Source organism: Acinetobacter sp. YH16038, assembly GCF_013417275.1.
Lineage (GTDB): Bacteria > Pseudomonadota > Gammaproteobacteria > Pseudomonadales > Moraxellaceae > Acinetobacter.
Window position 1 is genome coordinate 68,553 of sequence record NZ_VPEG01000003.1, and the last position, 12,991, is coordinate 81,543.

A 12,991-nucleotide genomic window follows, 5' to 3' on the forward strand; every position below is an offset into this window, starting at 1 on the left:
GATTAAATCTAAATAGCTAATTAACAGTCAAAAAAAATGCCTGCGGTAGCCGCAAGCATTTTATCATTTATTCACTCATTAAACCGTGAGCTTTTAACTTTTTACGTAAAGTACCGCGGTTTAGTCCGAGAATCTCGGCAGCGCGTGTCTGATTACCACGCGTATATTCTAGAACGACAGATAATAAAGGCTTCTCCATTTCTGCCAGCACCATGTCGTACACCTGAGAAGGTTGCTCGCCTTGCAGTTGTGCAAAGTAGTGGCGAACTGCGCGATCTACGTGAATACGAAGAGCGACATCAGATTGTGCAGTAAAAATAGGAGATTTGCTATTCATGCGAATTAATCCGAAAAATCAAATATCACTTGGGTAAAGCGATATATAAAAGTGGTCTAGAAATTGAAATGAACTCCATTTTAGATCCTAAAACTGGAGTTCTAAAACTTGGTCATTACATTGAGCTTGTAGCTTGCCACATCTCGACGATTTGGTCGAAAAATAAGCGTAACAATAGTTAAAGTTTTGTTACTGACCAAAATCAAAACAAAAAAATCTGCTCGATACGCAATAAGTTTTATAGCGCATTAGGCAAGACTGTATTTGTTGTGAAAAAGTAGCGAGGAGTTTGCAGCACATAGCTTTCGTGGCGCGTATAATACCATTGTCTCGGGAAAAGTGAGCAAGAAAACTGCATTTTTTTTAACTTTTTTTTCGTTTTTTAATAGTTTTTATCAATATTAAGGTCGAATTATTTCCAAACTGTAATTATCGAAGTCTTTACGGTCGACAGGAAGCACAAATTCAAATTTAAATGGGCTGTTTTGGGGAATACGTTGAATCTTAATCAGGCTTTCGATCAGGTATTCCTGAGGTTTTAAATTATAAGTCGCCAAGACTACACCCTGATCTTTAAGGTGAACTCTTAAGTTTGGCATTTCCAGACTGCGCTTGTGGAAATTGATTAGCTCACCACTAAACTGGGTTTTATCTGTGGCAATCGCTTTGGCTTTGACCTTATTGGTATTGATCAGATTGTAATGTTCTTCCAGATTGGAACAGTTGAACACTTCACAGATATTGTTAAAAGCCACACTCATCACATGACTATTCTTAATATAGTGTGGATTGAACCAGAAGAATTGAAATAAAAGTAAGCCAAATAAGAACAGGTTTAGGCTGGTCCAGCCTAAATAATAAAGCGGGCCTTTATTGTGCTGTTTATCAGCCTGATCATCCCAGTTCATGCTAGGCAGTACTGCAATCGGTTCAGTACTGAAATAATTCAGGTTGTTCAGATAGGTCTTCAGATCAATATTGGAGTTTTCAACTTTTTCATCAAAGATGTTCAGTAAATAGTGCTGATCTGAAGAATTAGCTGAAGAAGTAGATTCAGCGAGGCTTCTATTAATATAAGAAACATGACTTGGCGTATGAGTAAGGGCGACCGAATTCTGTGCTTCGGTCACCAGATGCGATAAAGCATTAAAGGAAGTTGTACATTTTGGGCAGCAAACCATGCCTTGGGCAATGGTTAATTGCGCAACCGTAACTTTATAGGTTGTAGAGCAGGTCGGGCAGTGGGTTCGCTTGTCACTCATAAATGTTTTATAGACTCTTTAATTCTTATGGCGTTTCCCCGAGATACGGCACCAGTGTTCATCGCGTTTTTCTACTTCTAATATATCAAAATGTTTTGAGTAAATGCTAGTAACATCAGCAACTTGCTCTTCAATAACACCTGCGAGTGCGAACTCTGCCTCAGGTTTGACCAATTCTGCGAACTCAGGCTCAAGCATCATGAGTGGGCCAGCCAGAATATTGGCAACAAACACATCTGCTTTCTGCTCGCCAAGCTCTGTGTTGAACTCTTCCGGTAAACCAACATAAAGTCGATCCAATACGCCATTCAGTTCAGCATTCTGTTTGGTGGCTAAAACAGCTTGTGGGTCAATATCAGTTGCATAGGCATATTTGGCACCGAGTAACAGGGCCGCGACAGCCAGAATACCTGAACCACAGCCATAATCGATCACGATCTTGTCTTTTACATCGGTTTTGCCCAGCCATTGCAGGCAAAGGAAAGTAGATGCATGGTTACCTGTACCAAAAGCCAAACCTGGATCAAGCTTGATATTCACTGCATCTGCTTCAGGCGCTTGCATCCATTCTGGAACAATCCAGAATTTTTCAGAAATCTGGATTGGCTCGTAGGCATCCATCCAGGTGCGTTCCCAAGCTTGATCTTCCAGGAATTCATGCCGGATCGGTGCTTCAGGTAGTTGTGCGCGAATAAAGGTTTCCAATGCAGCTACATCGATTTCTTCTTCGTCATCTTCCTGAGCATAGATGCCAGTCACGATCACTTTATTCCAGAGCGGTGTTTCTCCTGGAAGTGGTTCCAGTAAATCCTGGTTTTCAGCATCATCCAGAGTGACACTTACGGCGCCCAGTGAGCTAAGTAATGTTTCAGTAAAATCTACCTGAGCTTGATCAACTGTAATATGAATTTGTAACCACTTCACAGAAATAACCTTTATACATTTTTTCAAAAAGCTATTGTAACGGAAGTTCGGCTTGAAGGTGTGATCTTCTTGAGACGGAGTTAAATAAAAAGGATGCTTTCGCATCCTTTTTATGAAAACCGGTTAAAACGCATTTTCCTGAGTGGGAGAAATGCTAGAACGTGCAGTTACTGGAGCAAAGCGATTCAGTAATAATCCAAAAATAGCCGCGAAGATATACATGAAGATGGAATAGACCGCTGCAGGCATGGCAACCACAGTGCTGGACATGACAGTAAGTGCAATGGTCATGGCGAGTGTACTGTTATGAATACCGATCTCGAAAGCGCTGGCACGTGCCTGAGCGGAATTGATATTCATCAGTCGTGGAACAAAATAGCCAATCATTAAGCTGAAGAGACAGAACAGGGCGGTTGCTAAACCTACCTGAGTCAGATATTCGGCAATATTGGCGCGTTCACTATAAATTGCTCCGGCAATAATCAGCACCAGAAAGAGGACTGCAAAAATGCGAAGAGGCTTATTCAGCTTTACAGTGAGTGCTGGGGCATAATGACGAATCAACATACCAATCGCGACCGGTATAATAATGATACCAAACACTTGCAGAATCTTTCCGAACTGCAAGCTGATCTGCTGACTGTCCTGCATAAAATGCATAATGGAAAAGTTCATAATTAAAGGCAAGGTAAATGCAGCAACCACCGAATTGATCGCAGTCAAGGTAATATTGAGGGCTAGATCGCCTTTAAACAGATAGCTGAACAGATTTGCGGTACTGCCACCTGGCGATGCGGCCAGCAACATCAGACCAACAGCGAGTAAAGGTGGTAAAGTCAGAACTTTACATAGAATGAAAGCAATGCTTACCAGTAGAATTAATTGACAAAACAAGGCAACCAGCACTGCTTTAGGGTGCTGGCTTACCCGGGCAAAATCTTTGAGCGTGAGTTCGAGTCCTAATCCCACCATGATGATGGCGAGTGCGAGGGGGAGGAATATTGTTATGATGCCAGAGTCCATCTGCATGCTCCTTATAGAAATTTATTTTAATAGTTTTAAATTTTCTATAAAAAGCATACAGCTTAAGCAGGCATTTGACTTAAGAAGTTACAAATCTGATAAACGACTCTTGCCACTATAGCTAAGCTTTTGCTGACTAATCATAAAACCAAAAATACCGGCAAAAACGTACATGACAATTGAATAAATACCCGCAGGGATGGCAATGGTGACATTATTGAGGACAGAAATCGCAATCGTCATTGATACAGTTGTGTTGTGAATGCCGACTTCAAAGGTACAGGCGCGTGCCATCTTGTCTGGGATATCCATTAATAAAGGCAGGCAATAACCGAGAAACAGGCTGGAAAAACATAATATGGAAGTAGCAATCCCGATACTGGCAAAATATTCGATGATGTTAAAGCGCTCTTGGAAAATGGCATAAATCAAGAGCATGCTTAAAAAAGCGATAGATAGAAACCGCATTGGCATATGTACAATATCTGAAAGCTTTGGAAATTTTGCCCGAATCAGCATGCCGATCACAACCGGAATAATTGTAATCAGAAAAACCTGAGCCATTTTTTCAAGCGGTAAGCCGATGCCGGTATCCTGTCCTATAAAATAGTACAGGGACAGGTTCATAATAAAAGGTAAGGTGAAAATAGAAATAATCGTATTGATGGCGGTTAACGTGATATTAAGCGCCACATCACCTTTATAAAGATAGCTCAGCAGATTGGCAGTGGCACCTCCTGGAGAGGCAGCTAGCAGCATCATGCCTACAGCAAGCAATGGTGGCAGATCCAGTACCAGACAGATTAAAAAGGTTAAACCGGTTAAAATGACCAGTTGTGAGAATAAGACAATAAAAATCACCTTGGGATAACGACTAACATGCAGAAAATCCTTGACTGTTAACTGTAGTCCTAACCCCATCATTGTAATTGCCAAAGTAATCGGCAAAAACAAACTAAAAAACCCCGAATCCATGAAGTTTCCTTTTTATTATTCATTTTTTAGGTATGTTTTGAGTTTAGCGTAGATGAATAAATAAGCAATATAAAAACGGGTAAAATTTATGCATTTTACCCGTTAAGTTTCTGATTAAAAATATATTTAATCAGCTATATAGTGATTTACATCCCTGATTGAGATGGGGTTTGAGGCTGAGTTTGCATTTGTGACTGTGGACGTGGAGGGGTAAAGCCTAATGCACATTTACCATTGACCTGAGTGCCATTAATGGTTGCTGAAGTTTTGCCGCCTGAACTACAAGATGTATAAAGTTCAGGTTCATCGCCTTTGATATTGGTTGATGATGAAGGGAAGAACTGTTGCTGACAGGTACCATTCCAGATAATGCCGCGGTAAGCAAAACTTACAGGAGCGCCCTCTGATTTACCTTTACAAACTTGCTGGTATTTTTGGGCATTATAAACCTTCTCGACTTTATCATTTGCTGAGGCTGCAAATGGAGCGAAACATAGACCGCAGAGCGCTGTTGCTAGGAAAATATTCTTATTCATCATGTATACCTTTGTTTGTAATGTGACCACTTTATAGATTAAAAACTAATCAATATTAAACAATATGAGTCGAGTAACTTTTTGAGTTTAGATGTTTAATTTATATAGTAAGTCTGCAAAGTTTAATTACATTGCTTTATAGGCGGGCAGGGCAAATTCCAAAGGATAAATTCAAGTGATTTTGTCAACTTTGGAAGGAAGTTTGCTATAATGTTCAGCTATCCTTTTTCTATCTCTCTATTTACCACTATGCACTATCCTAAAGTATACGATGTCATTGTTATCGGTGGCGGTCACGCAGGTACGGAAGCAGCACTGGCTGCAGCACGTATGGGTCGACAGACATTACTCTTAACTCATAACATTGAGACTTTAGGGCAGATGAGCTGTAACCCGGCCATTGGCGGGATCGGTAAATCACATTTAGTGCGTGAAATTGATGCCTTGGGCGGTGCAATGGCACTGGCTGCCGATAAAGGCGGTATTCAATTCCGTATTCTGAATTCACGTAAAGGTGCAGCAGTACGTGCAACCCGTGCGCAGGCTGACCGTGTACGTTATAAAGCGGCCATTCGTGAAACTCTGGAAAACCAGACGAATCTGGATATCTTCCAGCAAGCGGCAGACGACCTGATTGTTGAAGGCGATACTGTTAAAGGTGTCGTGACCCAGATGGGTATTCGTTTTGATGCGAAAACTGTAGTGCTGACTGCGGGTACATTCTTGGGTGGTGTGATTCACATTGGTCTAAACAATGCTTCAGGCGGTCGTGCCGGTGATCCTCCGTCAATTTCCCTGGCGCATCGTCTACGTGAATTAAATTTACCTGTGGGTCGTTTAAAAACAGGTACACCGCCACGTATTGACGCGCGTTCAGTCGACTTCTCTGTCATGACACCGCAGCCGGGTGATTTCCCGTCTCCAACCATGTCATTTATGGGTGATGTGTCTATGCACCCTGAACAGGTGAATTGCTACATCACTCATACCAATGAACGTACTCATGAGATCATTCGTGGCGGTTTAGACCGTTCACCGATGTACACTGGTGTGATTGAAGGTGTAGGTCCACGTTACTGTCCATCAATTGAAGATAAAATTCATAAATTTGCTGATAAAGACTCCCATCAGGTCTTCCTTGAACCAGAAGGCCTAGATACACATGAGCTTTATCCAAATGGTATTTCTACTTCTTTACCATTTGATGTTCAGTTTGAATTGGTACGCTCAATCCGTGGTATGGAGAATGCGCACATTCTTCGTCCAGGTTATGCGATTGAATACGATTACTTTAATCCGCAAGCATTGAAGTTCACTTTGGAAACCAAAGCGATCAATAACCTATACTTTGCTGGTCAGATCAACGGTACAACCGGTTATGAAGAAGCGGGGGCACAAGGCTTGCTTGCAGGCTTGAACGCAGCACGTCGTGCTTGGGATCAGGAGCAATGGACACCAAAACGTGATGAAGCGTACATGGGTGTACTGGTTGATGACTTGATCACACTAGGTACTAAAGAACCGTACCGTATGTTCACGTCTCGTGCGGAATACCGTTTGATGCTACGTGAAGACAATGCGGATCAACGTTTAACACCAATCGGCCGTGAAATGGGTCTGGTAGATGATGAACGTTGGGCAGCTTACTGTGAAAAAATGGAAGCTGTAGAGAAAGAAACAGGTCGTTTGCAACATCTTTGGGCAGCGCCAAACAATCCAATGGGTAAAAAATTCGTTGAGATGACCGGAGCGGATCTTTCTAAAGAATGTTCTGCAATTGATTTGTTAAAACGTCCGAACATCACCTTTGCTCAAATTGCAGAATTGACAGGTTCAGAAGTTTCGCCACAAGTCGGTGATCAAATTGAGATTGCGGTGAAATACGAAGGTTATATCAACCGTCAGCATCAAGACGTTGCACAAATGAAGCGTTTAGAGGAAACCAAGATTCCTGCTGATTTTGACTATGATGTTGTTTCAGGTCTTTCGCGTGAAATTACATTGAAGTTAAAAGATATTCGTCCTGAAACACTGGCTCAAGCAAGCCGTATTCCGGGTGTAACACCAGCAGCAGTTCAATTGGTGATGATCACTATTCGTAAGAATGCTCAAGCGAAAAAATCTGCTTAAGATCATGAAGTAATAGAAAACCCGCTAAGTGCGGGTTTTTTATATTTAATGAAGTTAAAAAAATTAAAAGATCAATTATTTCATGAATAAATTCAGTAATTTTGCTATGTTAATTATGGGAAATGTACAACAATGAAGCCAAAACATGGATAGAGAAAAATACATACGGGGCGCGATTTACGGTTTACTTGTTGGTGATGCGGTAGGTGTGCCTTATGAGTTTAAAGTGCCGAGCCAGCTGCCTGATATTGAACAGATTGATATGATTCCCCCAAAAGGATTTGCGCGGACTTATGCCAGTCTTCCAATTGGAACGTGGTCAGATGATGGTGCACAAGCATTATGTTTGTTGGCCTCATTGTTAGATCAAAAGAAACTCAATCCTGAAGATTTTATGCAACGGATTTGCGATTGGTACCAATCAGGTTATATGGCTGTCGATGGTCAGGTATTCGATGTGGGAATTCAAACGGTTGATGCGATACATCGTTATCAATCGGGTATCTAGTTAAATCAAGTTGCGAAAAATGATGAATATGCCAATGGTAATGGTGCGCTGATGCGTGTATTGCCTTTAGCGCTCTGGCATCAAGGCTCTAATCGTGAATTAATAGAGGCGGCATTTATACAATCACATCTGACTCATGCGCATATCCGTTCTAAATTATGTTGTGCATTATATTGTTTATAGGTACGTAAAATTTTAGATGGTTGTTCTATTCAAGATTCATGGATAGAAGCAATTGAAATACTCAAGCGTGAATTGAGTGATCAGAATGGTGCGTTAGATGAGCTTGAGCACCATATTTTAAGTGATGACTGGGATCGACCGACAGGTACTGGCTATGTCGTAGATTGTTTAAAGTCGGCATATTACGCACTACAAGCTAGCGATTATGAAAAGGTGATTAAGACAGCAATTGCGCTGGGTAATGATACAGATACGACTGCATGTGTGGCGGGTGGTATAGCTGGTTTATATTATGGTGTAGATGCAATTCCATCATCTTGGATGAATCATTTACGAGGTAAAGAAATGGTGGAAGAATTGCTTGTGCAATGGTTGTAGAAATTTTCTAAAGAATGACTGCGATGATGTTGGGATTTGCTAAAATATTCAAAAGTTCCACATCTAGATCATTCCAATGCCATACCAACTCATTGAACTCGACATCCAAGCCACTGACAATATCGCTTGCCCACATTGCCATCAAGAAATTATTAACTGGCAAGAAGAACAGTATGTTCAACCCTGTGAACATACCTTATTTATTGCCATGGATATCGGTTTTGAATACATCACCGATGAATTTGAGCAAACTATGCGAAAAACAGTGGATGAACTGCATGCTAATGATGATGTTGTAAACATGTTCGAGGAAATCACCACAAGTACTTATCCGAATTATCTGATTTTAAAGTCAGATTTAGGTGCAGCAGGTTATTCGCGTTATATCGGTTTAACAGTGTAGGAATCTCATTACTATACATAAGCAATAAAAAAGCACCCAAGGGTGCTTTTTTAATTTCAGGCCTGGCCTTCGACTTCTTCGACTTCATCATCGTCCGCACTGTCCATGCCGAGTTCTTTCAACTTACGGGTGAGGGTATTACGTCCCCAACCTAATAGTTCGGCTGCATGACGCTTACGACCACGGGTTTGTTGTAGTGCAGCATTGATGAGTGTGCGTTCAAACATTGGTGTAGCCACATCTAACAGCTTCATTTCGCCGTTTTTCAGTTTCTGGATTGCCCATTGACCCAGTAATTCATCCCAGTGATGCGGCGCAATTTGATTCAGGTTTGGAATTGGAGCACCCGGATCTTGCTGCTGAATTGGAATCTGTTTTAATTCAGGTGGCAGATCTTCTGGATAAACTTCACGGCCTGTGATCATCACGGTTAGCCAGCGACAGGTATTTTCAAGCTGACGCACATTACCTTGCCAAGGCAGCTTCTGCATATATTCCTGAGTTTCAGGACGTAAGATTTTAGGATTTACACCCAGTTCTTTACCTGCACGCGCCAGGAAGTGCTGTGCCAGCATTGGAATATCTTCAGAGCGATGTGCCAGTTTAGGAATATGAATACGAATCACGTTTAGACGATGATACAAGTCTTCACGGAAGCGGCCATCATGTACCAGCTTTTCCAGATCCTGATGCGTTGCAGCCACAATACGTACATCAACTTTAACCGGAATGTGACCACCAACGCGATAGAATTCACCATCTGCCAGGACACGTAATAAACGCGTTTGTGTTTCAAAAGGCATGTCGCCAATTTCATCCAGGAATAGCGTACCGCCGTTGGCCTGTTCAAAACGGCCCTGACGTTGCGTATTTGCACCAGTGAATGCACCTTTTTCATGACCGAATAATTCAGTTTCAATCAGGTCTTTTGGAATTGCAGCCATGTTCAGTGCAATAAACGGTTTATTGCTACGTGGTGAATGGCGGTGTAGGGCATGCGCAACGAGTTCTTTACCTGTGCCGGATTCACCATTAATCAGCACGGTAATATGGGACTGAGACAAACGACCAATGGCACGGAAGACTTCCTGCATTGCTGGCGATTCACCAATGATCTCAGTCGATTGAATGGTTGGTGCAGATTTGGCAGATTCTTGCTGCTGTAATTTGGTGATATGTAAAATCGCACGATTGACCAGTGCTAGCGCTTCATCAATATCAAATGGTTTTGGCAGGTATTCAAAAGCACCTGTTTGATAACTGGATACAGCAGATTCCAGATCCGAATGCGCCGTCATAATAATAACCGGCAAATCAGGATTGGTATTTTTCACCTTGCCTAAAAAGGTCAGACCATCAATACCTGGCATACGGATATCGGTTAGGATCACATCAGGTGCATCTACGCCCAACTGATCAAGTGCTGACTGGGCTTCTTCAAAACTAGTAACGTCGAAACCTTCTTCTTTAAATGTTTTTTCTAGTACCCAACGCATGGCACGATCGTCATCAATCACCCATATTTTATTTCGCGACATGATCTGACTCCCAAGGTAAAAATAAGCTAAATACGGTTTTTCCTGGAACTGACTGGCATTCAATCATTCCGTTATGTTGATGCATAATATTTTGAGCAATGCTGAGACCTAGTCCGGTACCTTTGGCACGGCTGGTCACAAGCGGGTAGAACACGGCTTCGATAATATCGTCTGGAACACCCGGACCATTATCTTCAATGTCGATTCGAACCACAGATCGGTGAATCACACCACTAATGGTATAAAGACGCTGAATCCGGGTTCTTAAAATAAGTTCCGGTTGATGCTCGACAAAGAAATCCTTGTTTTCTGTCATCGCCTGAACGGCATTCACGCAGATATTTAGCATGACCTGAATCAGCTGATCGCGATCTGCCAGAACTTCCGGCAGGGACAGGTCATAGTCCCGGGTAATTTTAATTTTCTTTTTAGTCTGGTTCACAATCAGTGAACGAACGCGTTCTAAAGGCTCATGCACATTAACCATTTCATAGCTGGGTAACTGGCGTGAACCGAGCATGCTATCTGCCAGATTTCTCAGGCGATCCACTTCACTAATAATAATGTCAGTGAACTCTTTATATTTTGGATCTTCAAGGCTACGTGCCAGAAGCTGGGTTGCACCACGAATGCCACCGAGTGGATTCTTGATCTCATGTGCCACGCCACGAATCAACTGACGCGCGACCTGATGCTGCTGGATATAGTTTTCTTCACGTGAGATTTTCAGCATACGGTCACGCTGATTCAGCTCGATCAGTAATAAAGGGTGATTTGGCTTGCCCGCATTGAGCAGGGAAACCGTATAGTCCACATGAATGTCTTTAAAGTTGACGATGATCGTCGCCTCACGGCGAGTATAAGGTTGGCCGGTATGCAGCGTGTTATAGAGTGATTCTTCAGTATTGAATTCATCTGTCGGCGCTTGCAGTATATTTAATACCGGCGTGCCTGATGCGCGTAACAGGCTGACATCAAACATGGCCTCGCAGGCTGTATTTAAGTAATAAATATTCAGATGACTATCAACCAGCATAATGGCAGTGGTCAGGTTGTCCACCAAAAGGCGATAGTCGATGGAAAGAGGCTGATCCATTAGCGGTGGTTTTCCTGTATTAAAATGGCGCAATGGCATCTTCATAAAGCAAAATAACAATTTCAAAGTTCAGATTTGAGGCAAAATAAGCAAGATGCACGCCAACTTTAGAACTCTTGTTAAAATTTTGCTGAAAAATGCACGAAATCTGACAGGGATGCCCAATCAAACTCAGGTATAACGGATTAAATTGAGGCTGTAAACCTAAAATGATTCATTTTGGTGCATAAGCTTTTATATTGAATATTTTATGGCGTTATTTTAGTGCGTGATGCAAAGAGTGGCCATTTCAACTATTTTTATGATGCGAAAAGACATACAATACGCGCATTCTAGTGGAGCGCAGATTCATGAAGTCCCCCAAAGTCGGTTTTGTATCTTTAGGTTGTCCTAAGGCATTGGTAGATTCTGAACGAATTTTAACTCAGTTAAAGACTGAAGGTTATGATGTCGCATCGGATTATGACGGTGCTGATTTAGTAGTAGTAAATACCTGTGGTTTTATTGAATCTGCAGTACAAGAGTCTTTAGATGCCATCGGTGAAGCGATGAGCGCGAATGGTCGTGTAATCGTAACAGGTTGTCTAGGAAAAGACGAAGATAAAATTCGCCAAATGCACCCGAACGTCCTGAAAGTGACAGGTGCAGCGGCCTATGAAGAAGTGATGGATGCGGTACATGAATATGTTCCTGAGCCGCCAAAACACAATCCATTTATTGATCTGGTACCTGAGCAGGGTATTCGTTTAACCCCTAAACATTATGCATACCTGAAAATATCGGAAGGCTGTAACCACCGTTGTACCTTCTGCATCATTCCAAGTATGCGTGGTGATCTGGTTTCCCGTCCAGTCGGTTCTGTGCTTGAAGAAGCTGCAGCACTGAAACGTTCAGGTGTCAAAGAAGTACTCGTAATCTCCCAAGATACTTCTGCTTATGGCGTTGACACCAAATACAAACTGGACTTCTGGAACGGCCAGCCAGTTAAAACCAAATTCTATGACATGTGTGAAGCACTGGGTCAATTGGGCATCTGGGTGCGTCTGCACTATGTTTATCCATATCCACACGTAGATGCCGTAATCGATTTGATGGCGCAAGGCAAAATCCTGCCTTATCTGGATATTCCATTCCAGCATGCCAGCCCAAGAATCCTGAAGCTGATGAAACGACCTGCTCACAGTGAAAATACACTGGAGCGTTTAAAAGTTTGGCGTGAGAAATGTCCTGACCTAGTCATCCGTTCTACATTTGTGGTGGGTTTCCCGGGCGAAACGGAAGAAGATTTCCAGATGCTTCTGGACTGGCTGAAAGAAGCACAGCTAGATCGTGTGGGCTGTTTTACTTATTCACCAGTTGAAGGTGCGACAGCGAATGATCTTCCAGACCATGTGCCGGAAGAGATCAAGCAAGAACGTTATGAACGTTTCATGCAGGTTCAGCAGGAAATTTCAGCAGCGAAGCTACAAAAACGTATTGGCCAGAAAATGACTGTGCTAGTCGATGATCTAGAAGAAGAATTCCCGGTTGCTGTAGCACGCTCATATGCGGATGCGCCTGAAATTGATGGTAATGTTTTTGTTGAAGATATCGACAAAAGTGTGATTAAGGCAGGGGATTTGCTTGAAGTCGAAATCACTGATGCAGATGAATATGATTTATTTGCTAAGCTGATCTCAATCAAGTCTGCTTAAGATT

General features: G+C 42.2%; 11 protein-coding genes and 1 pseudogene. 4 read left to right on the plus strand and 8 right to left on the minus strand.

Annotated elements, in window-relative coordinates:
* Positions 1-67 precede the first annotated feature (67 nt).
* From fis to FTV34_RS00970, 6 genes are all read right to left on the minus strand, one after another.
* Positions 68-337: a DNA-binding transcriptional regulator Fis gene (fis, locus tag FTV34_RS00945; protein ID WP_001086304.1), complete on the minus strand. Its 270-nt coding sequence runs from the start codon at positions 335-337 to the stop codon at positions 68-70.
* A gap of 401 nt (positions 338-738) precedes the next feature.
* Complete coding sequence (locus FTV34_RS00950; RefSeq protein ID WP_180068498.1) at positions 739-1,599, minus strand: DUF3426 domain-containing protein; 861 nt, start codon at positions 1,597-1,599, stop codon at positions 739-741.
* 18 nt (positions 1,600-1,617) lie between these two features.
* Complete coding sequence (gene prmA / locus FTV34_RS00955; protein WP_159122777.1) at positions 1,618-2,523, minus strand: 50S ribosomal protein L11 methyltransferase; 906 nt, start codon at positions 2,521-2,523, stop codon at positions 1,618-1,620.
* Positions 2,524-2,646: 123 nt separating this feature from the next.
* Positions 2,647-3,546 carry a bile acid:sodium symporter family protein gene (locus FTV34_RS00960; protein WP_180068500.1) on the minus strand — a complete coding sequence of 300 codons (900 nt, stop codon included), beginning with the start codon at positions 3,544-3,546 and terminating at the stop codon, positions 2,647-2,649.
* Between the two features lie 87 nt (positions 3,547-3,633).
* Positions 3,634-4,521, minus strand: coding sequence for a bile acid:sodium symporter family protein (locus tag FTV34_RS00965; protein ID WP_179992304.1), 888 nt, complete (start codon positions 4,519-4,521; stop codon positions 3,634-3,636).
* Positions 4,522-4,667: 146 nt separating this feature from the next.
* Positions 4,668-5,057, minus strand: a complete 390-nt coding sequence (locus FTV34_RS00970) for a hypothetical protein (RefSeq protein ID WP_051065385.1) — start codon at positions 5,055-5,057, stop codon at positions 4,668-4,670.
* 249 nt (positions 5,058-5,306) lie between these two features.
* Here FTV34_RS00970 and mnmG point away from each other — a divergent pair, with 249 nt between their 5' ends.
* From mnmG to FTV34_RS00985, 3 genes and pseudogenes are all read left to right on the plus strand, one after another.
* Positions 5,307-7,187, plus strand: coding sequence for a tRNA uridine-5-carboxymethylaminomethyl(34) synthesis enzyme MnmG (gene mnmG / locus FTV34_RS00975; protein WP_180068560.1), 1,881 nt, complete (start codon positions 5,307-5,309; stop codon positions 7,185-7,187).
* 145 nt (positions 7,188-7,332) lie between these two features.
* Positions 7,333-8,256 (plus strand): annotated as a pseudogene (locus tag FTV34_RS00980) (ADP-ribosylglycohydrolase family protein).
* 76 nt (positions 8,257-8,332) lie between these two features.
* Entirely contained in the window at positions 8,333-8,659 is a 327-nt protein-coding gene (locus FTV34_RS00985; protein WP_180068502.1) for a hypothetical protein, read from the plus strand.
* A gap of 56 nt (positions 8,660-8,715) precedes the next feature.
* Here the strand turns inward: FTV34_RS00985 and glnG are convergent, their stop codons facing one another.
* Together glnG and glnL are read right to left on the minus strand one after the other, a co-directional pair.
* The gene (glnG, locus tag FTV34_RS00990; protein WP_005235270.1) at positions 8,716-10,197 is read right to left on the minus strand and encodes a nitrogen regulation protein NR(I); all 1,482 of its coding nucleotides are present in this window, start codon (positions 10,195-10,197) and stop codon (positions 8,716-8,718) included.
* On the minus strand, positions 10,184-11,293 hold the full coding sequence (gene glnL / locus FTV34_RS00995) for a nitrogen regulation protein NR(II) (RefSeq protein WP_125278343.1): 1,110 nt from the start codon (positions 11,291-11,293) through the stop codon (positions 10,184-10,186). Before glnL ends, glnG begins: the two co-directional genes overlap by 14 nt.
* 350 nt (positions 11,294-11,643) lie before the next feature.
* On the opposite strand from glnL, the gene rimO reads away from it, so the two are divergent.
* A complete protein-coding gene (gene rimO / locus FTV34_RS01000; protein WP_004786172.1) occupies positions 11,644-12,987 on the plus strand; it encodes a 30S ribosomal protein S12 methylthiotransferase RimO in 1,344 nt (447 codons plus the stop codon).
* Positions 12,988-12,991: the final 4 nt, after the last annotated feature.

Bases quoted from the DNA above. Each gene is read 5' to 3' on its own strand.
- fis (WP_001086304.1), bottom strand. From the start codon at position 337: ATGAATAGCAAATCTCCTATTTTTACTGCACAATCTGATGTCGCTCTT.
- FTV34_RS00950 (WP_180068498.1), bottom strand. From the start codon at position 1,599: ATGAGTGACAAGCGAACCCACTGCCCGACCTGCTCTACAACCTATAAA.
- FTV34_RS00960 (WP_180068500.1), bottom strand. From the start codon at position 3,546: ATGGACTCTGGCATCATAACAATATTCCTCCCCCTCGCACTCGCCATC.
- FTV34_RS00965 (WP_179992304.1), bottom strand. From the start codon at position 4,521: ATGGATTCGGGGTTTTTTAGTTTGTTTTTGCCGATTACTTTGGCAATT.
- FTV34_RS00970 (WP_051065385.1), bottom strand. From the start codon at position 5,057: ATGAATAAGAATATTTTCCTAGCAACAGCGCTCTGCGGTCTATGTTTC.
- mnmG (WP_180068560.1), top strand. From the start codon at position 5,307: ATGCACTATCCTAAAGTATACGATGTCATTGTTATCGGTGGCGGTCAC.
- FTV34_RS00985 (WP_180068502.1), top strand. From the start codon at position 8,333: ATGCCATACCAACTCATTGAACTCGACATCCAAGCCACTGACAATATC.
- glnG (WP_005235270.1), bottom strand. From the start codon at position 10,197: ATGTCGCGAAATAAAATATGGGTGATTGATGACGATCGTGCCATGCGT.
- glnL (WP_125278343.1), bottom strand. From the start codon at position 11,293: ATGGATCAGCCTCTTTCCATCGACTATCGCCTTTTGGTGGACAACCTG.
- rimO (WP_004786172.1), top strand. From the start codon at position 11,644: ATGAAGTCCCCCAAAGTCGGTTTTGTATCTTTAGGTTGTCCTAAGGCA.